Annotated in this window: 25 protein-coding genes; 13 read left to right on the top strand and 12 right to left on the bottom strand. The window is 65.3% G+C overall.

Annotation, left to right across the window (positions count from 1 at the left end):
* Window positions 1-665 precede the first annotated feature (665 nt).
* Window positions 666-1,901: an IS256 family transposase gene (locus tag ACJH6I_RS26550; protein ID WP_213020305.1), complete on the top strand. Its 1,236-nt coding sequence runs from the start codon at window positions 666-668 to the stop codon at window positions 1,899-1,901.
* Between the two features lie 344 nt (window positions 1,902-2,245).
* On the opposite strand, the gene ACJH6I_RS26545 is transcribed toward ACJH6I_RS26550, so the two are convergent.
* The 3 genes from ACJH6I_RS26545 to ychF are packed head-to-tail and all read right to left on the bottom strand — an operon-like array spanning window position 2,246 to window position 4,213.
* Window positions 2,246-2,851, bottom strand: coding sequence for a DUF6998 domain-containing protein (locus ACJH6I_RS26545; protein WP_406784785.1), 606 nt, complete (start codon window positions 2,849-2,851; stop codon window positions 2,246-2,248).
* Window positions 2,848-3,096 (bottom strand): hypothetical protein, encoded by a 249-nt coding sequence (locus ACJH6I_RS26540; RefSeq protein WP_406784784.1) that lies wholly within the window; start codon window positions 3,094-3,096, stop codon window positions 2,848-2,850. The genes ACJH6I_RS26545 and ACJH6I_RS26540 overlap by 4 nt, the downstream gene beginning before the upstream one ends.
* Before the next feature lie 43 nt (window positions 3,097-3,139).
* Window positions 3,140-4,213 (bottom strand): redox-regulated ATPase YchF, encoded by a 1,074-nt coding sequence (gene ychF, locus ACJH6I_RS26535; protein WP_020099238.1) that lies wholly within the window; start codon window positions 4,211-4,213, stop codon window positions 3,140-3,142.
* A gap of 83 nt (window positions 4,214-4,296) precedes the next feature.
* On the opposite strand from ychF, the gene ACJH6I_RS26530 reads away from it, so the two are divergent.
* Complete coding sequence (locus ACJH6I_RS26530) at window positions 4,297-5,412, top strand: DUF6542 domain-containing protein (RefSeq protein ID WP_406784783.1); 1,116 nt, start codon at window positions 4,297-4,299, stop codon at window positions 5,410-5,412.
* 24 nt (window positions 5,413-5,436) lie between these two features.
* On the opposite strand, the gene ACJH6I_RS26525 is transcribed toward ACJH6I_RS26530, so the two are convergent.
* Window positions 5,437-6,447: a 4-hydroxy-3-methylbut-2-enyl diphosphate reductase gene (locus ACJH6I_RS26525; RefSeq protein WP_073696220.1), complete on the bottom strand. Its 1,011-nt coding sequence runs from the start codon at window positions 6,445-6,447 to the stop codon at window positions 5,437-5,439.
* Window positions 6,448-6,500: 53 nt separating this feature from the next.
* Here ACJH6I_RS26525 and ACJH6I_RS26520 point away from each other — a divergent pair, with 53 nt between their 5' ends.
* The 4 genes from ACJH6I_RS26520 (at window position 6,501) to ACJH6I_RS26505 (ending at window position 9,661) form a co-directional block, all read left to right on the top strand.
* Window positions 6,501-7,085 carry a lipid droplet-associated protein gene (locus ACJH6I_RS26520; protein ID WP_406784782.1) on the top strand — a complete coding sequence of 195 codons (585 nt, stop codon included), beginning with the start codon at window positions 6,501-6,503 and terminating at the stop codon, window positions 7,083-7,085.
* Window positions 7,086-7,089: 4 nt separating this feature from the next.
* Complete coding sequence (xseA, locus tag ACJH6I_RS26515) at window positions 7,090-8,322, top strand: exodeoxyribonuclease VII large subunit (RefSeq protein ID WP_406784781.1); 1,233 nt, start codon at window positions 7,090-7,092, stop codon at window positions 8,320-8,322.
* Window positions 8,309-8,521 carry an exodeoxyribonuclease VII small subunit gene (locus ACJH6I_RS26510; protein ID WP_138248186.1) on the top strand — a complete coding sequence of 71 codons (213 nt, stop codon included), beginning with the start codon at window positions 8,309-8,311 and terminating at the stop codon, window positions 8,519-8,521. Before xseA ends, ACJH6I_RS26510 begins: the two co-directional genes overlap by 14 nt.
* A gap of 63 nt (window positions 8,522-8,584) precedes the next feature.
* The gene (locus ACJH6I_RS26505) at window positions 8,585-9,661 is read left to right on the top strand and encodes an NAD-dependent epimerase/dehydratase family protein (RefSeq protein ID WP_073696223.1); all 1,077 of its coding nucleotides are present in this window, start codon (window positions 8,585-8,587) and stop codon (window positions 9,659-9,661) included.
* A gap of 27 nt (window positions 9,662-9,688) precedes the next feature.
* Here ACJH6I_RS26505 and ACJH6I_RS26500 read toward each other — a convergent pair whose 3' ends face one another.
* Window positions 9,689-9,964, bottom strand: coding sequence for a dsRBD fold-containing protein (locus tag ACJH6I_RS26500; protein WP_029104721.1), 276 nt, complete (start codon window positions 9,962-9,964; stop codon window positions 9,689-9,691).
* Window positions 9,965-10,115: 151 nt separating this feature from the next.
* Between ACJH6I_RS26500 and ACJH6I_RS26495 the strand changes: the two genes are divergently transcribed.
* From ACJH6I_RS26495 to ACJH6I_RS26485, 3 genes are all read left to right on the top strand, one after another.
* Window positions 10,116-11,666, top strand: coding sequence for an arylsulfatase (locus tag ACJH6I_RS26495; protein WP_406784780.1), 1,551 nt, complete (start codon window positions 10,116-10,118; stop codon window positions 11,664-11,666).
* On the top strand, window positions 11,667-12,560 hold the full coding sequence (locus ACJH6I_RS26490) for an HAD family hydrolase (protein WP_406784779.1): 894 nt from the start codon (window positions 11,667-11,669) through the stop codon (window positions 12,558-12,560). It begins immediately after the preceding gene.
* A gap of 151 nt (window positions 12,561-12,711) precedes the next feature.
* Window positions 12,712-13,587, top strand: coding sequence for a formylglycine-generating enzyme family protein (locus ACJH6I_RS26485; protein WP_406784778.1), 876 nt, complete (start codon window positions 12,712-12,714; stop codon window positions 13,585-13,587).
* 10 nt (window positions 13,588-13,597) lie between these two features.
* Here the strand turns inward: ACJH6I_RS26485 and ACJH6I_RS26480 are convergent, their stop codons facing one another.
* Window positions 13,598-14,167 carry a TIGR03086 family metal-binding protein gene (locus tag ACJH6I_RS26480; RefSeq protein ID WP_061003291.1) on the bottom strand — a complete coding sequence of 190 codons (570 nt, stop codon included), beginning with the start codon at window positions 14,165-14,167 and terminating at the stop codon, window positions 13,598-13,600.
* A gap of 93 nt (window positions 14,168-14,260) precedes the next feature.
* Between ACJH6I_RS26480 and ACJH6I_RS26475 the strand changes: the two genes are divergently transcribed.
* Window positions 14,261-14,851 (top strand): ABATE domain-containing protein, encoded by a 591-nt coding sequence (locus tag ACJH6I_RS26475; RefSeq protein ID WP_082934866.1) that lies wholly within the window; start codon window positions 14,261-14,263, stop codon window positions 14,849-14,851.
* 95 nt (window positions 14,852-14,946) lie between these two features.
* On the opposite strand, the gene ACJH6I_RS26470 is transcribed toward ACJH6I_RS26475, so the two are convergent.
* Complete coding sequence (locus tag ACJH6I_RS26470; RefSeq protein ID WP_163692740.1) at window positions 14,947-15,492, bottom strand: redoxin domain-containing protein; 546 nt, start codon at window positions 15,490-15,492, stop codon at window positions 14,947-14,949.
* A 99-nt stretch (window positions 15,493-15,591) separates the two neighbouring features.
* Between ACJH6I_RS26470 and ACJH6I_RS26465 the strand changes: the two genes are divergently transcribed.
* On the top strand, window positions 15,592-16,218 hold the full coding sequence (locus tag ACJH6I_RS26465) for a TetR/AcrR family transcriptional regulator (RefSeq protein WP_082934864.1): 627 nt from the start codon (window positions 15,592-15,594) through the stop codon (window positions 16,216-16,218).
* A gap of 15 nt (window positions 16,219-16,233) precedes the next feature.
* Here ACJH6I_RS26465 and ACJH6I_RS26460 read toward each other — a convergent pair whose 3' ends face one another.
* Genes ACJH6I_RS26460 through ACJH6I_RS26445 form a run of 4 tightly spaced genes read right to left on the bottom strand, consistent with a single transcriptional unit; the run spans window position 16,234 to window position 18,288 of the window.
* Window positions 16,234-16,473, bottom strand: a complete 240-nt coding sequence (locus tag ACJH6I_RS26460) for an anti-sigma factor (protein WP_082934863.1) — start codon at window positions 16,471-16,473, stop codon at window positions 16,234-16,236.
* Window positions 16,470-17,105 carry an RNA polymerase sigma factor gene (locus tag ACJH6I_RS26455; RefSeq protein WP_064860392.1) on the bottom strand — a complete coding sequence of 212 codons (636 nt, stop codon included), beginning with the start codon at window positions 17,103-17,105 and terminating at the stop codon, window positions 16,470-16,472. Before ACJH6I_RS26455 ends, ACJH6I_RS26460 begins: the two co-directional genes overlap by 4 nt.
* A gap of 21 nt (window positions 17,106-17,126) precedes the next feature.
* Window positions 17,127-17,843 (bottom strand): flavodoxin family protein, encoded by a 717-nt coding sequence (locus ACJH6I_RS26450; protein WP_064860370.1) that lies wholly within the window; start codon window positions 17,841-17,843, stop codon window positions 17,127-17,129.
* Complete coding sequence (locus ACJH6I_RS26445; protein ID WP_082934868.1) at window positions 17,836-18,288, bottom strand: YkgB family protein; 453 nt, start codon at window positions 18,286-18,288, stop codon at window positions 17,836-17,838. Before ACJH6I_RS26445 ends, ACJH6I_RS26450 begins: the two co-directional genes overlap by 8 nt.
* 229 nt (window positions 18,289-18,517) lie before the next feature.
* Between ACJH6I_RS26445 and ACJH6I_RS26440 the strand changes: the two genes are divergently transcribed.
* Window positions 18,518-18,874: a hypothetical protein gene (locus tag ACJH6I_RS26440; RefSeq protein ID WP_131808826.1), complete on the top strand. Its 357-nt coding sequence runs from the start codon at window positions 18,518-18,520 to the stop codon at window positions 18,872-18,874.
* 138 nt (window positions 18,875-19,012) lie between these two features.
* On the opposite strand, the gene ACJH6I_RS26435 is transcribed toward ACJH6I_RS26440, so the two are convergent.
* The gene (locus ACJH6I_RS26435; protein ID WP_138248192.1) at window positions 19,013-19,459 is read right to left on the bottom strand and encodes a DUF417 family protein; all 447 of its coding nucleotides are present in this window, start codon (window positions 19,457-19,459) and stop codon (window positions 19,013-19,015) included.
* Between the two features lie 248 nt (window positions 19,460-19,707).
* On the opposite strand from ACJH6I_RS26435, the gene ACJH6I_RS26430 reads away from it, so the two are divergent.
* Window positions 19,708-20,472, top strand: a complete 765-nt coding sequence (locus tag ACJH6I_RS26430) for an SDR family NAD(P)-dependent oxidoreductase (RefSeq protein ID WP_064860366.1) — start codon at window positions 19,708-19,710, stop codon at window positions 20,470-20,472.
* Window positions 20,473-20,486: the final 14 nt, after the last annotated feature.

Here is a 20,486-nt window from a genome sequence, read left to right as displayed (position 1 = left end):
AATTACGTGACAGCCAGGGTGGGGAATTACGTGACGGACAACCCCTCAAACCTGGGGAAATACGTGACCGCTGACAGACGACAAACAGCTCAGCGAGGAGTCGGCCCGGATCGTCTACAAGGCTGCCCTCGACAACCTCTGCCCAGAAGTCGCGGCGTTCGATCCATCTCTGGCACCTCATCCGACCGCCGACACTATTCCGGGTAACGGGCAGTTTCCCGTCGGCGGGTCTGTCCGGCCAGGAACGTATGTGTCGCAACCCCCCGCCCCCGGGCAGCTCTGTGTCTGGGGACGCACCCGTGATATGAGCGGAAGTCGTGGTTCGACAATCGCAGAAGGTGTAGAGAGCGGGCCGGTAACGGTGACGATCTTGCGCACAGACGGCGGATTCACATCGTCCAACTGCCAGGAATGGCGCAAGGTCGGCTGACACATGCCAGACACGTGGGCGTCGCGCGACCTGCCTGTACTGAAGGCAGCGGTCGAACTGTACGAGGAAAACGGTCGGGGACCGAGGGTCAGTGCAATCGAAGGTTGCGTCCAGCAGAGTGGTGTATGAGTCGGACCTGATTAGCGGTACCGGCGTGTCGTAGCCGACTGATTGAAGGTCATCGCGTGATTCTTCGAGGGACCCGTCAAAGTCACTCGAGCAAAGGAACCACGCGATGACCGTTGCCCAGAATATCGACCTGCCGACTGTGCTGGCCGAACGACTCACCACCACACATCCCGACGTGCTGCGCGAGCTGCTCGCCACGTTCATCCACACCCTGATGGGTGCCGAGGCCGACGCCCTGTGCGGCGCCGGATACGGCGAACGCAGCACCGATCGGACCAACCAGCGCAACGGCTACCGTCGCCGCGAATTCGACACCCGTGCAGGAACATTAGATCTCGCAATTCCCAAGCTACGGCAGGGTTCGTACTTCCCGGACTGGCTACTGGAACGCCGCAAACGCGCCGAGCGGGCCCTGACGACCGTGGTTGCGACCTGTTATCTGCTCGGGGTCTCGACACGGCGGATGGACAAGCTCGTCGAAACGTTGGGCATCACGGCGCTGTCGAAGTCTCAGGTCAGCGTGATGGCCAAGGAACTCGACACCGCTGTGGAGGCGTTCCGCACCCGCCCTCTGGATGCCGGCCCCTACACGTTCGTGGCCGCCGACGCCCTGGTACTCAAGGTCCGCGAGGGTGGCCGCGTGGTCAACGTGCACGCCCTGATCGCCGTCGGAGTCAATGCCGAGGGCTACCGCGAGATCCTGGGTATCGACGTCACCACCGCCGAGGACGGCGCCGGCTGGCTGACCTTCTGGCGGTCGCTGACCGCCCGCGGACTCTCAGGTGTGAAGCTGGTGACCTCCGACGCCCACGCGGGCCTGGTGGCCGCGATCGGCGCCACCCTGCCCGGCGCCACGTGGCAGCGCTGCAGAACGCATTACACGACCAATCTGATGGCCCTCACCCCGAAAGCATCCTGGCCTTGGGTACGCACCCTGCTGCATTCGGTATTCGACCAACCCGACGCAGAATCGGTTGCAGCCCAATATGACCGGATCATCGACGCCCTGGCCGACAAACTTCCCAAGGTGGCCGACCACCTGGAGGCCGCCCGACCGGACCTGCTGGCGTTCACTGCGTTCCCCAAACAGATCTGGCGCCAGATCTGGTCGAACAACCCCCAGGAACGGCTCAACAAGGAGATCCGACGACGCACCGACGTCGTCGGCATCTTCCCCAACCGCGACGCCCTCATCCGACTCGTCGGGGCCGTGCTGGCCGAACAACACGACGAATGGGCCGAGTCCCGCCGCTACCTCGGCCTCGACGTCCTGAGCAAATCACGCACCGTCAACGACACCCCGGCAGAACAGGAGGCCACCACCGCGGCCCTGACCGCCTAAACCATCACATCGAAGAATCACACGACGACGTCGTACACCACGTGGGTGGACTTGACCCAATCGAAGCCCGAACTGGGTTCGATCACGACACGGTTCAGCGCGCATTGCGCGCCCTGTATACCGAGCCGTATTTCGAGCAAGGCAAAGGATCGTGGGGTGCCGGACTGCTAATGGTCGGAACGCCTACGAGCGCTGCCCTGCGGGTCGCTGGACAATGGCCGTCACCCGAGACGCAGCTCGAAAGGCTGATCGCAGCCTTGGAGGCCGCTGCCGACGATGACGCGCGCCCGGAGCAGGAGCGGAGCCGCTTCAAGCAGGCTGCACTCTGGCTTGGCGGGACCGCGTCACAGATCGCCATCGGGGCGCTTGGAGGTGCGGGCGGCAACATGATGACCGGCGGATAACAGTGTCCAAAATGCGGTAGATGGCACACCAGACGTTGTTTGAAAACGAAATTCGACCGCGTCCCCATCCAGCCCGGAGTAGGCCGCGCGCATTTCATCTACGACATCGGTTCCAAGAGCCCGGACTTGGCGCAACGTGGGCTGCCGACCATTCACGTGAGGCACGAAACGAACGTGATCATTCACCGAACCAGCAGGAATTTCGTAGGCTTCAGTCAGATCGCACTCGCCGTCGAACACCAGAAAAATCGCACTGTGGAAATCGCTGCTTCTGAATGGGCTGAACTTCGCAGCGGTACCCGCTGATCGGTCGCCCATCGCCTTGACCTGAATCCGTTGACCGCTAGCGGTCGTGATGTCGTGTGACTTTGTGGAGTTGCGTTCCAAGACGCCACCTCTCGCACGCAAGACGACCTGCTCGGCGATATCGGCGAGGGGCTTGTTGTTCGTTCGGACTAGACCCCGTGCTCGCAATTCCGCAATGGCGGCAACTTCAAGCCTGAGCAAGTCTCGTACGCCCAGTCCGGCCAGGTCGAAGGAAGTCACGACCGACGCCAACGATGGTCCAACTCGCGCTCTCCGAGGGAGCCGTTCTGCTTGACCTGTGGTCCGTAGATGCGCGTTTCTACTACGCCATGCGGGTCGAACTCCACATCGATATGAGTGGGCCGAAACCATTTCTGCTGCGCCACTCCGTTGACGCCGCAAGCCATATCGGGCAACTGGCCGTCTGCTAGTTCAATACGATGTACCGAGGTGCCCGCCGACGATCGAACCTTCTTCTCGTTCATTCGCCACCTCCTCGGTCAGACACGCTACTTGTTTGGCCGAGGCTTAGACGTTAAACCGGAACTCCACGACATCCCCGTCAACCATGACGTAGTCCTTGCCTTCCATCCGGACCTTGCCGGCGGCTTTGGCAGCAGCCATGGAGCCGGCTTCGACCAGGTCGTCGAAGGCGACGATCTCGGCCTTGATGAAGCCCTTCTCGAAGTCGGTGTGGATGACGCCGGCCGCCTTAGGCGCGGTGTCACCCTGGTGGATGGTCCACGCCCGCGACTCCTTGGGGCCCGCGGTCAGGTAGGTCTGCAACTTCAGCGTCCGAAAACCGGCGCGCGCCAACGCATCCAGGCCACGCTCGGTCTGGCCGATCGACTCGAGCAGCTCGGCGGCGGACTCGTCGTCGAGCTCCAGCAGCTCGGCCTCGATCTTGGCGTCGAGGAACACGGCCTCGGCCGGCGCGACCATCGCGGTCAGCTCGGCCTTGCGGGCCTCGTCGGTCAGCACCGACTCGTCGGCGTTGAAGACGTACAGGAACGGCTTGACGGTCATCAGGTTCAGCTCGCGCAGGATCGACCAGTCCTGGCCGGTGGAGAACAGCGTCTTGCCCTCGTTGAAGATCGCCTGGGCGGCGACCACTGCGTCCAGAACCGGCTTGCGGTCCTTGTTGGTGCGGGCTTCCTTCTCCAGCCGCGGCAGCGCCTTCTCGAGCGTCTGCATGTCGGCGAGGATCAGCTCGGTCTCGATGACCTCGATGTCGGACTTGGGGTCGACGCGGCCGTCGACGTGCACGACGTCGTCGTCGGCGAAGGCACGCACCACCTGACAGATGGCGTCGGCCTCGCGGATGTTGGCCAGGAACTTGTTGCCCAGGCCCGCGCCTTCGGATGCACCCTTGACGATGCCGGCGATGTCCACGAACGTCACGGGCGCCGGGACGGTCTTCTCGGAACCGAAGATCTCGGCGAGCTTGTCGAGCCGCGGGTCGGGCAACGGCACGACGCCCTCGTTGGGTTCGATCGTTGCGAACGGATAATTAGCCGCGAGCACGTCATTACGTGTCAACGCGTTGAACAACGTCGACTTCCCGACGTTCGGCAGACCGACGATTCCCAGGTTCAGACCCACGAGTTCATTAGTTTAAGAGACGCCACACCGTCCCAACGCCCGCCTGCAGGCACAGCGGCCCAGATTGCCGGTACGGTCTAGGAGTGTCAGCAGAGCATCATGGGCCCGAAGCCGCCCTCGATCGCCGCTCGGCGCTGCCCAGCATCCCGGGAATCCCCTGGTGGGGAGCCATTGTGCTGGCGGTCACAGCCACCGCGATCGGCTTCGCCTACGACGCCGGCACCGGTGACAAAGAACTCAGCGCATTCTTCACTTTCTGCTACGTGGCCGGCTGTGTACTCGCTGTGCTCGGCGTGCGGCGGTCCGGGATTTTCACCGCGGTCATCCAGCCCCCGCTGATCCTTTTCGTCGCCGTGCCGGGCGCGTACTTCATGTTCCACAGCGACAAGATCGCCGGCATCAAGGACCTCCTGATCAATTGCGGGTATCCGCTGATCGAGCGTTTTCCGACGATGTTCTTCACCGCGGCGACGGTTCTGATCCTCGGCCTGATCCGCTGGTTCGTCCTACCGCAGTTCCTGACCTACACGGAGGACGACGCGGAGGAGGCGGTCGCCGAGCCCAAGCCGCCGCGCCGCAGCCGCCGTCAGGCCGACGACGAAGACGTCGCACCCGTCGGTCTCGCCGCGACGCTGTCGGCCAAGCTCACCAAGCTGACCACCGGCCAGACGCCCCGGAGCTCCCGCACCCGCGCCACCCCGTCGCGCCGGTCGGCGGCGGAGTCGTCGCGCCGCAGCGGCGCCGATCCGCAGCGCGCGCCGCGGCCATCGCGGGCCCGGGCGCAGGCCGGCGACACCGAGCTGATCGAACCGGTGCCCGGACAGATGCGTCGGCCCCGGCCGGCTCGTCCCCGTCCTGCCGCCACCGACTCGTATGCGGTGCCCGACGAGCCCCGGCGCCGTCCGCGTCCGGCCGGCGAGCCGCGCCGCGCCGCGCAGGAGCGCTATGACTACCGGGAGCCGCGGGAGCGCGACCGCTACGAGCGGCCGCAGCGCCCGGCCGAGCCGCGTCGTCGTCGCTACGCCGACGATCCGTACGAGCCCGGTGACCGCTACCAGTCCCCGGCCCGTCCGTCGCGCAGCGCGCCGCCCAGCGGCGCCCATCACCCGGTCTCCCGGGTGCGGTACCGCGGTGCCGACGACGATGCGGCAGCAGAGCCCCGCGAACGCCGGCCGCGTCAGCCCCACAACTGGGACTGACCGACCGCGTCTGCGTTCGAAGAACTAGTGCCGGGCGGGACGAATCTCGCGCGGCAGCGCGAACACCAGCGTCTCGTTGGCAGTGGTGACCGGCTGGACGGTGTCGTAGCCGAATTCCGCGAGGCGCTCGAGCACGCCGCGCACCAGGATTTCCGGTACCGACGCGCCTGAGGTGACGCCGACGGTCGTGACACCCTCGAGCCAGCCCGGGTCGATGTCCTCGGCGTAGTCGACGAGCTTCGCGGCGTTGGAGCCGGCGTTCAGGGCCACCTCGACCAGACGAACCGAGTTGGACGAGTTCCGTGAGCCGACGACGATCACGAGTTCGCACTCGGGAGCCATCGCCTTGACCGCGACCTGGCGGTTCTGGGTGGCGTAGCAGATGTCGTCGCTGGGCGGGTCCTGCAGCGTCGGGAACTTCTCCCGCAGCCGTCGGACGGTCTCCATGGTCTCGTCGACGCTCAGCGTGGTCTGGGACAGCCAGATGACCTTGTTCGGGTCGCGGACGGTCACCTTGTCGACGGCGTCCGGGTTGTCGACGACCTGCACGTGCTCGGGCGCCTCGCCGGCGGTGCCGACGACCTCTTCGTGGCCCTCATGGCCGACCAGGAGGATGTCGTAGTCGTCGCGGGCGAAGCGCTTGGCCTCGTTGTGCACCTTGGTGACCAGCGGGCAGGTGGCGTCGATGGTCCGCAGATTGCGGGCGGCGGCCTCCTCGTGCACCGTCGGCGCGACGCCGTGGGCGGAGAACACCACGATGGCACCCTCGGGCACCTCTTCGGTCTGTTCGACGAACACCGCACCGGCCTTGGCCAGCGTGTCCACCACGTAGCGGTTGTGCACGATCTCGTGGCGCACGTACACGGGAGCGCCGTGCTTCTCCAGCGCGCGCTCCACGGTCTCGACGGCGCGGTCCACGCCGGCGCAGTAGCCACGCGGCTCGGCGAGCAGCACGCGCTTGCCGGTTTTGCTCATAGCTTCTCCGGCGACCGAAACGGTGGCGCCGGGAATGCCCATATTGATGGTCGGTGGCATAGCACAAGGGTACTGATCACCGCAGGGCCACAGCCAGCCGTACTCTGGCAGGCATGTCTACTGCGCCCTACGGAGTCCGGCTGCTGGTCGGCGCGGCGGCGACCGCGCTCGAGGAGACCATTCGGCTCCCCCACACCATCCTGACCTACCCGATGACGCTGGCCAGTCAGCTCGCCCAGCTGGTCATGAAAATGCAGCAGGACCTGGCCGAACTGGTCAACAAGGGCGACGAGACCCTGGAGCAGTGGTTCCCGCCCAAGGACGAGCAGCCGGAATGGGCCACATTCGACGAAGATCTGCTCGAGCCGGGTGCTGACGATCCCGCCGGCCCCGCCTCCGAGCAGCCCGACGGCGCCCGACTGACGGAAGGCCGGTTCGCGCTGTACAGCACGGGCGCCGCCGAGGCTCCGAAGCCGGCGACGAACGGTGCGGCCGCCAATGGCGCGAGTGTCGCGACCCCGGCGATCGTCGAAGAGCTGGACTATGCAGAGCTGACTCTGGCCCAGCTGCGCGCCCGGCTCCCCCAGCTCAAGGTGGACGACCTCGAGGCGCTGCTGACCTACGAGAACAACACGAAGTCCCGCGCGCCGTTCCAGACGCTGCTGGCCAACAGGATCACCCGCGCGACCGCGAAGTGATGCGGTGACGTCTGCCGAGATCCCGAACTCGGCCGAAAATCCCTGGCCGGTCCGGGCAGTGTCCACCCGGGTGGCCAAGTACATCGACCGGCTCGGCACCATATGGATCGAGGGCCAGCTCACCGAGCTGAAGCTGCGTCAGTCGACGGCGTGGATGGTGCTGCGCGACCCGGCCGCGGACATGTCGCTGTCAGTCAGTTGCCCGCGCGCCCTCGTCGATGACGCCCCGGTCGCCCTGTCGGAGGGCACCCAGGTGATCATGCTGGGCAAGCCGCAGTTCTACACCCGCAACGGCTCATTCTCGTTGCGCATCAGCCAGATTCGCGCCGTCGGCATCGGTGAGCTGCTGGCCCGCATCGATCGGCTGCGCCGCCTGCTGGATGCCGAGGGCCTGTTCGACCCGCGACTCAAGCGCCCGATTCCGTTCCTGCCCAACACCATTGGCCTGATCACCGGGCGCGCCTCGGCGGCCGAGCACGACGTCGTCACCGTCGCCCAAAGCCGTTGGCCCGCAGTCCACTTCGACATCCGCAACACGGCGGTGCAGGGCACCAACGCAGTGCCGCAGATCGTCGAGGCCCTGCGTGCGCTGGACGCCGCGCCGCACGTCGACGTCATCGTGATCGCGCGCGGCGGCGGCAGCGTCGAGGACCTGCTGCCGTTTTCCGACGAGACGCTGTGCCGCGAGATCGCGGCCTGCACCACGCCGGTGGTGAGCGCCGTCGGGCACGAACCGGACAACCCGCTGTGCGACCTGGTCGCCGACCTGCGGGCGGCCACGCCGACCGACGCGGCCAAACGCGTCGTCCCCGACGCCGCCGCCGAGCAGGCGCTGGTGACCGACCTGCGGCGGCGCAGCGCGCAGGCCCTGCGCAACTGGGTGCACCGCGAGGAGCGCTTCATCGGTCAGCTGCGCGGCCGCCCGGTGCTGGCGCAGCCGCTGCAGACGCTGGACGCCCACGCCGCGGAGATCACCCGGGCGGTGACGGCCGCGCGCCGCGACATCCGGCGGCTCATCGCCACCGAGACCGACCATGTCGGGCACCTGTCGGCCCGGCTGGCCACGCTCGGGCCGGCTGCGACCCTGGCCCGCGGGTATGCCGTGGTGCAGAACCTGTCAGCCGGCGGTGCGGTCCTGCGGTCGGCGCAGGATGCCCCGGCGGGAACCAGACTCCGAATCCGGGTGGCCGACGGCGCCGTCACGACCGTGAGCGAAGGAATATATGACGAACATTAGTCAGCTCGGCTACGAAGCTGCCCGCGACGAACTGATCGAGGTCGTCCGCAAACTGGAAGCGGGCGGGCTCGACCTCGACACCTCGCTGCAGCTCTGGGAAAGGGGCGAACAACTGGCAAAACGTTGCGAAGAGCACCTGGCCGGCGCCCGCAAGAAAGTCGAGGACGCGCTCGCCTCCGGCGCCGAAGACGAAAATTGATCAGTGCGGTAATTTCTCCCGCACTCTGTTAACTGGAACACGTTTCAGTTATGCTCCTGCACCATGCGTGATGCTTCCCTGACCACAGACCTCGGCCGTGTGTTGGTAACCGGCGGGTCTGGCTTCGTCGGCGCCAACCTGGTGACCGAACTGCTCGGCCGTGGCCACCACGTCCGGTCGTTCGACCGGGCGCCGTCGCCGCTGCCGGCCAACCCGAACCTGGAGACGCTGGTCGGCGACATCACGAACGTTGACGACGTCGACGCCGCAGTCCAGGGCATCGACACGATCATCCACACCGCGGCGATCATCGACCTGATGGGCGGCGCGTCCGTCACCGACGAGTACCGCAACCGCAGCTTCGGCGTGAATGTCGGCGGCACCGAGAACCTGGTGAAGCTGGGCCGGGCCGCGGGTGTCAAGCGCTTCGTCTACACCGCGTCGAACAGCGTGGTCATGGGCGGGCAGGACATCCAGAACGGCGACGAGACCATGCCGTACACCGCCCGCTTCAACGACCTGTACACCGAGACCAAGGTCGCCGCCGAGAAGTTCGTGCTGTCACAGAACGGCGTCGACGGCATGCTCACCTGTTCCATCCGGCCCAGCGGCATCTGGGGCCGCGGCGACCAGACCATGTTCCGCAAGGTGTTCGAGAACATCCTCGCCGGCCACGTCAAGGTGCTGGTGGGCAACAAGAACATCAAGCTGGACAACTCCTACGTGCACAACCTGATCCACGGTTTCATCCTGGCGGGCGAGCACCTGGTGCCCGGCGGTACCGCACCCGGGCAGGCCTACTTCATCAACGACGGCGAACCGCTCAACATGTTCGAGTTCGCCCGGCCCGTCATCGTCGCGTGCGGCCGCAAGCTGCCCACCTTCTACGTCTCCGGCAAGCTCGTGCACCGCGTGATGATGGCCTGGCAGTGGCTGCATTTCCGGTTCGCCCTGCCCGAGCCGCTGATCGAGCCGCTGGCGGTCGAGCGCCTCTACCTGAACAACTACTTCTCGATCGCCAAGGCCAAGCGCGACCTCGGCTACGAGCCGCTGTTCAACACCGAGCAGGCCATGAAGGAATGCATGCCGTACTACGTCGACCTCTTCCGCCAGATGGAAGCGGCCGAAGCCACGAAGTAGTTGTACGCCCGTGTGCCTCTACCGATTTCAGCGGTAGAGGTGCACCGGGTGCTGCGTTGATTTCTCGATGTTCGCCGACGCGGCCATGAGCAGATCGGTGCCGAGCGCGATGAGCGCGCGGGCGGCCGCGATCTCCTCGCCGACGAGCGGCGCACTCGGGTCTTTGGGATTGCGGTAGGCATCCCCCGTCGTGGTGAGGGTGTCGTCCCGCAGCCGGGCGTGTGCGGAGGCGTGGGTGTGGACATCGTCCTCGAAGAACTCGATCTCGACGTGCCACTTGTTGGTCAGATCCTTGTCGTACATGTCGATCACCTTCCCTAAGTAAGCGTGCGCCTCCGGCCGCCCGTTGACCAGTACCGATTTCCCCGACCTACCGAACGGCCGCCGGAATCCGTGACCCACCCGTAGGGTCGAACGGGCACAGGAAAATCCGTTTCGACCGAGGAGCTCTGTCATGCCCGACGGCAAACCCAACATCCTGGTGATCTGGGGCGACGATATTGGGATCAGCAACCTGAGTTGTTACAGCGACGGCCTCATGGGCTACCGCACCCCGAATATCGACCGGATCGCCGCAGAGGGCATGCGCTTCACCGACTCCTACGGTGAGCAAAGCTGCACCGCGGGCCGGGCGGCGTTCATCAGCGGGCAGAGCGTGTACCGCACCGGGATGAGCAAAGTCGGTGTGCCGGGCGTCGACATCGGTTGGGCCGCAGAGGATCCGACAATCGCCGAACTTCTGAAGCCCATGGGCTACGCCACCGGCCAGTTCGGCAAAAACCACTTCGGTGACCTGAACAAGTACCTGCCGACCGTGCACGGGTTCGACGAGTTCTACGGCAACCTCTACCACCTCAACGCCGAAGAGGAACCCGAGCAGTTCGACTATCCGCACAAGGATCAGTTCCCGATGCTCTACGAGAAGGCATTGCCGCGCGGCGTGATGAATTGCAGGGCCACCATCGAGGTCTCGACCGAGCCCGACGACCCGAAGTTCGGCCCGGTCGGCAAGCAGACCATCGAGGACACCGGCCCGCTGACCGCCAAGCGGATGGAGACCATCGACGACGACATCGCCGACCGCACCGTCGACTACATCAAGCGTCAGCACGAGGCGGGCAACCCGTTCTTCGTGTGGTGCAACTTCACCCACATGCACCTGTACACGCACGTGAAGCCGGAGAGCCGCGGACAAGCCGGGTTGTGGCAGTCCGAGTACCACGACGTGATGATCGACCACGACAAGAACGTCGGCACAGTGCTGGACGTCCTGGACGAATTGGGCATCGCCGACGACACCATCGTCATCTACTCCACCGACAACGGCCCGCACCGCAACACCTGGCCCGACGGTGGCACCACCCCGTTCCGCAGCGAGAAGAACACCAACTGGGAGGGCGCCTTCCGGGTGCCCGAAATGATCCGCTGGCCCGGAAAGATCAAGGCGGGCAGCGTCTCCAACGACATCATCCAGCACCACGACTGGCTGCCGACGCTGCTGGCCGCCGCCGGCGACCCCGATATCGCCGAGAAGCTCAAGAAGGGCCACAAGGCCGGAGCCGACGGCGAGACCGAGTACAAGGTCCACATCGACGGGTTCAACTTGCTGCCGTATCTGACGGGCGAGGTCGAGCACAGCCCGCGGCGCGGCTTCTTCTACTTCAACGACGACGCCGAACTGGTCGCGATGCGTTTCGAGAACTGGAAGATCGTCTTCGCCGAACAGCGCTGCCAGGGCACCCTGCGGATTTGGGCCGAGCCGTTCACGCCACTGCGCGTCCCCAAGCTGTTCAATCTGCGCACCGATCCGTTCGAGTACGCCGACATCACGTCGAACACGTACTACGAGTGGTTCCTGCGGCGCGACTTCTTCGCGTTCTATGCGACGGCGATGGCCGCGGCGTTCCTCGACACCTTCAAGGAGTTCCCGCCCCGGCACCCACCGGCCAGCTTCAGCATCGATCAGATCGTCGAGAAGCTCCACGAGTTCCTGGCGGCGGATTAGGTGTTGGAGTCCTGGAACAACGGCCCGACGAAGTCGGCGATCGTCGACTTCGTCGGGAGGGTCACCACCGACGGGCCGGATTTCGTTGCGCCGCAAGACCGGATCGCGGTCTTCGACAATGACGGCACGCTGTGGTGCGAGAAGCCGGCCTATATCCAGCTGGATTTCCTGGTGCGTCGACTGGCCGAGCAGGCTGCCGCCGACCCGGCGCTGGCGGACCGGCAGCCGTATGCGGCGGCCGCCGCCGGTGACCTCACCTGGTTCGGCGACGCCGTCACCAAGCACTATCAGGGCGATGACAGTGATCTGAAAGTGCTTGCCGGGGGCGTTCTTTCGGCGCACTCCGGGATCACCGTCGAGGAGCATGCCGCGCGGGTGGCGGCATTCTTCGCCGCGGCCCGGCACCCCACGCTGGACCGTCCGTATACCGCGTGCGGGTATGTGCCGATGACCGAGTTGCTGCGTTACCTGGAGTCGCACGGTTTCACCTGCTACATCGTCTCCGGCGGCGGGCGGGACTTCATGCGGCCCGTCACCGAAGCCATGTACGGCATCCCGCCCGAACGCGTGGTGGGCAGCTCAGTGGGTGTCACGTTCGCCGATGGCGATCTGGTGACGACGGCGCAGCCGGAGTTCCTCAACGACGGTCCGGTCAAGCCGGTGCGAATCTGGAGCCGTACCGGACGACGGCCGATCTTCGCAGCCGGGAATTCCAACGGTGACATCGAAATGCTGCAGTACACCAAGGGCTTTCGGCTGCTGGTGCGGCACGACGACACCGAACGCGAGTTCGCCTACGACGCTGGCGCCGAGAAGGCACTGAAGTTGGCGGAGTCCGAAAGCTGGACCGTCGCCAGCATGCAGTCCGACTGGGCCGAGGTGTTTCCTCGTTGATCCCGCACCCACTGGCGTTGACCCTGCGGCAACGGCGTAAAAGTGCGAGAGCGACGCACCCTGAGCGCAGAGTCAACCAGGGGCCGGAGTTGACTCTGCGCCCACGGCGCAAAGTTGCGAGTGGCCCACACCCTCAGCGCAGGGTGAACGCGTGAGTCTGGTCTGGATCCCCGGGCAGACGGCAGTGCTGGGTTCCGACGAGCACTACCCCGAGGAGGCGCCCGCTCGCGAGGTCACCGTCGTCGGCTTCTGGATCCAGCCCCATCAGGTGACCAACGCGGACTTCGCGGCATTCGTCGAAGCCACCGGCTACGTCACCGTCGCCGAACGGCCGCTCAACGCCGCCGACTATCCGGGCGCTCCGGCGGAGAACCTGCAACCCGGCTCCATGGTGTTCCGCCGCACCCCGGGCCCCGTCGACCTGCGTCACCTCAGCCAGTGGTGGACGTGGACGCCGGGCGCGTGCTGGAACCATCCACGCGGCCCCAAGTCGTCGCTGCGGAACCGCGAGAAGCACCCCGTCGTGCACGTGGCGTTCGAGGACGCCGCCGCGTACGCCGACTGGGCCGGGTTGGCCCTGCCCACCGAGGCGCAGTGGGAGGTCGCGGCCCGCGGAGGCCTGGACCGCGCCATCTACACCTGGGGCGACGAAGCCGAGCAGCCCGGGCAACAGCTGGCCAACTTCTGGCACGGCGAATTCCCGTACCTGCCCGACACCGGCTACGGACAGACCACGCCGGTGGGCAGCTTTCCGCCGAACGACTACGGCCTGTTCGACATGGCCGGCAACGTCTGGGAGTGGACCACCGACTACTACGGCGCGACCCGGGACAGCCAACCCTGTTGCGCCGCAGACAGTTACGACCCTGACCAACCGGGGACGCCGGTAGCCCGCCGGGTGATCAAGGGCGGGTCGTTCCTCTGCGCCGACAGTTACTGCCTGCGCTACCGACCGGCGGCCCGTCGTCCCCAAGCGGTCGATACGGGGATGAGCCACATCGCCTTCCGATGTGTGCGGAACGGGTGAGGTAGCCGAATCAAAGTGGATTGCGGCCGGCGAAGGCGATGACCCGCTGCGTCGGACTGGCGTCGCCACCCAATTCAACCCCCGGACCGAACAAGCCCTGAGGTTGTAGAGCGGGCACAAGTGCTGCACCTACGCCCTCTGCCAGCGCAGCCTCAGCGTCATCGAATTCGACCGTTCGTCCCACGGCGACCGCAAGATCCCAGCTGTGGATGAGCGTCGAGTAGGTGATGATGCTGATCGCCTCGGCCGCCGGCATCGATCCGAGCACCGTGGTGACCGGATGCTGCCAGTCACCGATGGTGGCCCAAGCACGTTGGGAACGGCCGATCGACTGCTCAGCAACCGCCAACGGGTCCGACCCCAAAATATCAGCGCCACTGAACAATTCCGCTTCCGTCGGCCCGCTGCCGCCATCGACGGCGGCCGCAAAAGCATCGATCGAGGAGATGGTGTGGCTCAGCAGCGACCGCACCGCCCATCCCGCGCACGGACTCGACAGGTCGAGGTCCGACGCCGTCAACGTCGACACGAGACCGACCAGTCGGGCATCGGCCCCCGAGAGCAATTCAACAGGTCCCATCACAACGCCGCCTAACGCTAGTAGCTGTCATTTACCGTTATAGTTCTACGCGACAGCGGCTAACGTTGTCAACGGAGTGCTACCGTTAATTCGGTGGCAGCCACATCGAGACTGGAGCGCGCGCAGCACACCGGATTTCCCGTGGCCGGCGAGCCATTGGCGGTGGATTTGGCCGACACGATCATCACGGTGACCACACCGGCCACCGACCTGCTCGCCGACGAGACCGCATGCCGCCTGTGGTGGGACCTCCAGCAAGATCGCCTGCCCGACGCTGCGTTGCCACCACCGATGGGCCCCACCGTCGAATTGCGCCAGGCCATCCGCGAGATCCTCGACGCACAAATTGCCGGCACGCCACCCAATGACAGCTCCGTGAGCTATGTGAATCGCGTTGCTGCCGATGTCCCACGGACCAGGAAGTTGGTGCGCGTCCCCACCGGCTGGGCATCGGACATCGAATATCACGCGCCCACCGATCAGCCATATCAGCTTGCTGTCGCCTTCGTCGCTGACAGCCTCATCGACTTTCTGGTCGGGCCAACGTCAGAGCGGCTGCGCCGTTGTGAGAACCCTTCTTGCAGTATGCTTTTCGTCGCGCAGGACGCGCGCCGAAAATTCTGCACCCAGAACATCTGCGCCAATCGCACGCGAGCGGCACGGCATTACCACCGTCACCACTGACGGCGAGCACATCATCCTGCGGCCAGGTCGCCCGCCAGTATCAGATCACCGAGCTTTCCATGACCTCCAATTGGATCAGCAGGGCAGCCTGATCATCACCGATCGACTGCGAGCGCTCGCACCGCGGCAACAATATCGTCGACCGATGGAATGTCGGCTGCCGTGACGGCGTGGTGGGCGTAGGCAATGCGCCCGTCACGGCCGACGACGAACGTGCCGCGTCCCTGCAGAACGTCCGACGTGGGTTTGCCCGCGCGACTGCCCGCGCGCAACACACGAATCAGTCGCATCGGCGAGAACATCGCGTACCGGCCCGCCGAGAATCGCGCCACTTCGGTGGCGCGCTCGAGTTCCTGCCGCGGGTCACTGACGCAGTCGACGGTCAGGCCGCGCTCGACACAAGACGTACACACGGTGTCGATGTCATCGCGATAGACGATGACCACGCGCGCACCCGCAGCAGCAAGGTGGTCGCTGACGCGTTCGAGATCGCGGGCCGCCTGCTGGCAGAACGGACACCACAACCGGTGAAAGGCCACCACAACAGGTCCAGCCGCGATCAACTGCGCGATGCTCACATCCCCACCGGGGTACGCCACCGCGACGTCGACGGGAAACCTGTCCCCCACATCGAGAACCACTGGCACCTCCACTCAGCCAGTTGAGGCCTTGCCCGGCAGCAACTTTCATATAACTGTACTACAAAGTACAGAAATTGGACCAATTGATACATTGAACAGGTGATCACCGAACCGACGACCGACCGCGGACGTGCGACCGTGGCCCGGATCCTCGAAGCGGCGTGCGTGTTGTTCGCCCGACAGGGCGTGCGGGCCACCACGCTCGACGAGATCGGTAACGCCGCCGGCGCGGGCCGTAGCCAGCTCTATCACTTCTTCGCCGACAAAGCCGACCTGGTATCCGACGTGGTGCGGTTTCAGGTCGACAGGGTGCTGTCATCAGTCCAGCCCTCGTTCGGCGAGGTCAACACCGCAGCCGATCTGCGGGCCTGGTGCGCCGACGCGATCCGCGCCCACGCCGCGTCTGACGATCCCATCCGCTGCCCCATCGGCTCGCTGGTCTACGAACTGGACCGCTCCGACGACGGCCCGGCCCGGGCGACGCTCAAATCCGGGTTCGCCCGATGGGAACAGGTCATAGCCGACGCCCTGCAGCGGGTCGCCGACAACGGCGGACTACTGCCGGGCACCGAGCCGGTGGTGCTTGCCGCCGCTTTCCTGGCGGCCTACCAGGGCGGCATGCTGATGGCGGACGTCAGTGGTGATGTTGCACCCTTGCGACACGCCCTGGATACGGCGTTGGCGGCCGCCGTGGGACTGCCAACCAAGCGAGTGCGGTCTCGCTAGTACTGCCCTGATCCCTCAGTGCCAGTTCCGAAACGCCTCGATCAGGCGGCTTCGAAAGCCGGGGTCAAGCTCATCGGCACCGATCTTGCCGACGGTCGCGATGGTGCTGCGGAACTGTTGTAGGTAGTTCTCACAGCCGTCGCAGTCGAGCAGGTGCATGTCGAAGCGCGCCCGGTCCTCCAGATCGAGGGTTCCGTCGAGGTAAGACGTCACCAACTCGACGAGTTCGTTGCAGTCAATCGGATTGGTCGTCATGCGGTATCCCCCAGATAGTCCTCGAGTATCTGCCGGACGGCGGCACGGCCCCGATGGAGCAGGACGCGCTGGTTGGCTGCGCTGATCTCGAGCAGCTCACAGACCTCGTCGGAGTCCAGCCCCAGCATGTCCCGCATTGTCACCACCACGCGTTGGCGTTCGGGCAGTTTGTCGAGTCCCCGCCGCGCGACGGTGATCAGTTCCTGACCCAAGACAGAACCCTCGGGGGTATCCGGGAATGGCGACGGAGCGGCGGCCGGCAGCCAGTGCCCGGGGTAGGGGTCGTCAGCGCCGCGAAAGCGCGCGGGGTCGACGGTTCCTCCGGTGAACGCCACCACCGCCAGATCGGCGTCCCGGCGTTCACGGACACCCCGATTCTTGGCGATATTGATCAGGATCGCGAAAAGCCAAGTGCGCAAGGAAGATCTGCCTTCGAACGAGCCGATCCCCTTGAGCAAGGCGATCCAGGTGTCCTGTACGACATCTTCGGCGATCTCGCGAGTGGATACGTAACCTTGCGCTACCCGTAGCAACGCCGGAGTGTGGCGGTCCACCAGCTCGGCAAACGCGCTCTCGTCGCCGCGTTTCAAAGCGGCGACGAGGGCGTCTTCGTCACCTACGGTCCTGGTCATGATGACCGGGAGCATAGTCGTTCAGCGATACTCCGGGTTGGTGAAGTCGTACCGGCAGCCGGCATCCCACCCGGACCGCACATTGCCGTACGCGGGGATGCCGCCGCCGGCGCGCAACATCCGCGCCAGGTGCATCAAATTCCACGTCATGAACGTGGTGTTTCGGTTGGTGAAGTCGTTCTCCGGTCCGCCCGACCCCGGGTCGAGGTAGGACGGACCCGGGCCGGCCTCCCCGATCCAGCCGGCATCGGCCTGCGGCGGAATGGTGTATCCGATGTGCTGCAACGTATAGAGCACGTTCTGCGCACAATGCTTGACGCCGTCCTCGTTGCCGGTGATCAGGCAGCCTCCGACCCGGCCGTAGTACAGATACTGCCCGGCGTCATTGAGCAGATGCGAACCTCCGTAGAGCCGTTCGTGTACGCGCTTCATCACAGAACTGTTGTCGCCCAACCAAATCGGTCCGGCGAGCACCAAGATGTCGGCAGCCAGCACCTTGCCGAAGATCGCGGGCCAGTCATCAGTGGCCCACCCGTGCTGCCGCATGTCCGGCCACACGCCGGTGGCGATGTCGTGGTCGACGGCGCGCACCACCTCGACCTCGACTCCGTTGGCCACCATGATGCGACTGCTGATGTCGATCAAACCTTCGGTATTGCTCACCTCAGGCGATCGCTTGAGGGTGCAGTTGATGAACAGCGCGCGCAGGCCGCCAGAATCGAAGGACTGTTCAGGCACGATCCGCCACCCGCCCCGCCTGCAGCGCGTCAGCCAATGTCCATGCGGAAATCCCGAGCAATGCAACGTCTTTGATCAGAAACTGGCCCGTCATCGACAGCGCAGGAAAGCCACCGGCAGCCACCTCGCCGATCCCCGGCGTAGTGAACAGAAAGCTGATCGTCGCGATGAACAACCCGACGGCGATCAGACTTCCGACCGCCGACACTCTCGGCCACCACGGCTTGACGGCAAGCAACACCGCAGTGCCGACTTCGAGCACACCCAGCAGGGACGAGAATGTCGAGATGGAGAAGACGTCGTACATCCAACTCATGAATGGACTGTGCGCAACGAGCGGCTGAATACCTTGTGCCTCATACGAAGTGAACTTCAGCAGGCCGATCCAACCGATCACGACGACAAGGCCGTAGCGGGCAAGATGGCCGGCAATTCGACTCACCATGGCCTCTGATGTCGCTGACAGTGTGTAGTCCCGAATCTTGGTCGCGGTCATTGGTTACCCCTTCAGCTCCCTCGCGGCGGGCTATCCGCCGACGATTACGAAACTGAGTGCGCTGCCACCACGTGAGCGTTACGCGACGGCAGAAATCGGCTGTAACGAAGGTGCGTCGCACCGACACTCAATCGGCGAAAGGGGCTGTCGCCCCACCACGAAACGAGGAGTGCACATCATGAGCAACGCCACCAACACCCTGAGCTTGAGAAAGATCACCCGCTGGGCCGTCGTCATCGGCGGCGCCGCGCTGACCCTCGCCGCCGCGCCGAATGCCGCGGCAAATTCCCAGATCCTGCCCACACCCGGTGACGGTCCGGCCAGTATCGCGGTTCAGCAGCTGCAAGCGGCGGGATACGACGTGTCGATCAATTGGCTTGAGGGACATCCGAATGTTCCGCTGTCCGAGTGCAAGGTCGCCAGCATCTCCGGCTTGAAAGTCACGGTGACGGCGTCCGACGTCATGATGATGACGATGGAGCCCGGCGGTCTGAACACCGTCTACGTCGACATCGCCTGCCCTAACGCCAAATAGGCGCTCGGCCGGTTCACCGGCGCGCAGCAGGCCGCCTGTCCTGCTGCGCGCCGGCTGCCCATCGCGGCGCCGCAAACTCGATGTCTGACCGCATTCAGTCGGGCGCGGTGAATTAGGCTGCGTCGGAACAGATTACGATCAAGAGCGTGGCCGGATCGGCGTGCCGTGGCCGAGCGCATCACCCAAGGTCCAGATGGACACCCCGATGAGCACCAGATCCTTCAACAGGAACTGGCCGGGCAAGGCACCCAGGATCGGCACCGGACCGGCGTGCCCGGCGACGAGACCTGGAGTCGTGAACAGGAAGCTCAGCGTGCCGAGGAACAACACCACCGCCATCGCGCTGCCCACCGCCGACACTCGAGGCCACAGTGGGCGGACCGCGATGAGCGCCGCGGCGGCGATCTCGGCGGTGCCCAATGCCGCGGCGACGGCGTGGTGACTGAGTAGCTGATAGATCCACGACATCAGCGGACTGTGCTCGATCAGCACGTGAGCTTCCATCTTGACGAACTTGCCGAGGCCGATCCACGCCAATCCGACAACCAGCCCGTACCTGGCCACCGCCTGTCCGATGGTCGTCATGCGGCGCGCCTGGACCGCCAGCTCAACAGTCAACGAATCCGTCCCTCTGAAGCGATGAATGCCGCCCGCCGCGAACCTATCTATGTACCGAACAGTACATCAACTGTACTTCGCAGTACACAATCGACACAGAGCGAAGGCGGATTTCGCAGCACCACTCGAATTTCAGGTGTATACAAATTTGTTAATCTGTTCACACCCGCGGCGCCGCAGCCTGCCGAGCCGTCGATCACGCCAGGGAGAAACCAGTGACCACACAGCGCAACGCCCTCATCGTCGGTGGCGCATCCGGTATCGGCTGGGCCACTGCCCGGGGCCTGGCTGCGCAGGGCTACCGCGTCACCATTGCCGACCGGAAAGCCGAACTCGCCGAGGCCCGCGCCGCCGAACTCGGTACACCGCACACGGCGGTCACGGTCGAGGTGACCGACGAGGCGTCCGTCGCCGCCGCCTTCGAGCAGGCCGGCGAGCTCGACGCCGTCGTCAGCTGCGCCGGATTCTCGACCTTCGGGCTCATCGTGGACACGCCGGTCGAAGATTTCCGTGCCGTCGTCGACTGCTGCCTGACCGGTTCCTTCATCGTGACCAAGTACGCCGGACGGCAGCTCCGCGAAGGCGGGTCACTGGTGTGCATCTCGTCGCTCAACGGGCGCCAGCCGGCCATCGGTATGAGCGCCTACAGCGCCGCCAAGGCGGGCCTGTCGATGCTCACCGAGGTGGCCGCATTAGAGTTGGGCCCTAAGGGAATTCGCGTCAACGCCGTCGCCCCGGGCTTCGTGCACACGCCGCTGACCGAAGGTGCGGCGATGGTTCCCGGCGTCGTCGACGAGTACGTGGAGAACACCGCGCTGGGCCGCGCCGGTACGCCCGAGGACATCGCGAACGCCGTGCTGTTCCTGTGCTCGGAGCAGTCGTCATGGATGACGGGCGAGGTGCTCGACCTCAACGGCGGCGCCCACCTGAAGCGCTACCCCGACATCATGAGCCACATCCTCAAGCTCGCGTCGGGATAACAACCGGCGGCAGA

This window comes from Mycobacterium sp. SMC-13 (assembly GCF_045311035.1).
GTDB lineage: Bacteria > Actinomycetota > Actinomycetes > Mycobacteriales > Mycobacteriaceae > Mycobacterium.
The sequence above is the reverse complement of the archived record's forward strand: the minus strand, read 5'-3'. Positions and strand labels throughout refer to the sequence as shown.

Coding starts and splice junctions, on each gene's coding strand:
- ACJH6I_RS26500 (WP_029104721.1), bottom strand. CDS start 9,964: ATGTACGACAAGGATCTGACCAACAAGTGGCACGTCGAGATCGAGTTC.
- ACJH6I_RS26435 (WP_138248192.1), bottom strand. CDS start 19,459: ATGACGACCATCGGACAGGCGGTGGCCAGGTACGGGCTGGTTGTCGGA.
- ACJH6I_RS26460 (WP_082934863.1), bottom strand. CDS start 16,473: ATGACGACCAATCCGATTGACTGCAACGAACTCGTCGAGTTGGTGACG.
- ACJH6I_RS26495 (WP_406784780.1), top strand. CDS start 10,116: ATGCCCGACGGCAAACCCAACATCCTGGTGATCTGGGGCGACGATATT.
- ACJH6I_RS26445 (WP_082934868.1), bottom strand. CDS start 18,288: ATGGTGAGTCGAATTGCCGGCCATCTTGCCCGCTACGGCCTTGTCGTC.
- ACJH6I_RS26520 (WP_406784782.1), top strand. CDS start 6,501: ATGTCTACTGCGCCCTACGGAGTCCGGCTGCTGGTCGGCGCGGCGGCG.
- ACJH6I_RS26440 (WP_131808826.1), top strand. CDS start 18,518: ATGAGCAACGCCACCAACACCCTGAGCTTGAGAAAGATCACCCGCTGG.
- ACJH6I_RS26525 (WP_073696220.1), bottom strand. CDS start 6,447: ATGCCACCGACCATCAATATGGGCATTCCCGGCGCCACCGTTTCGGTC.
- ACJH6I_RS26480 (WP_061003291.1), bottom strand. CDS start 14,167: ATGGGACCTGTTGAATTGCTCTCGGGGGCCGATGCCCGACTGGTCGGT.
- ACJH6I_RS26455 (WP_064860392.1), bottom strand. CDS start 17,105: ATGACCAGGACCGTAGGTGACGAAGACGCCCTCGTCGCCGCTTTGAAA.
- ACJH6I_RS26540 (WP_406784784.1), bottom strand. CDS start 3,096: ATGAACGAGAAGAAGGTTCGATCGTCGGCGGGCACCTCGGTACATCGT.
- ACJH6I_RS26550 (WP_213020305.1), top strand. CDS start 666: ATGACCGTTGCCCAGAATATCGACCTGCCGACTGTGCTGGCCGAACGA.
- ACJH6I_RS26510 (WP_138248186.1), top strand. CDS start 8,309: ATGACGAACATTAGTCAGCTCGGCTACGAAGCTGCCCGCGACGAACTG.
- ACJH6I_RS26505 (WP_073696223.1), top strand. CDS start 8,585: ATGCGTGATGCTTCCCTGACCACAGACCTCGGCCGTGTGTTGGTAACC.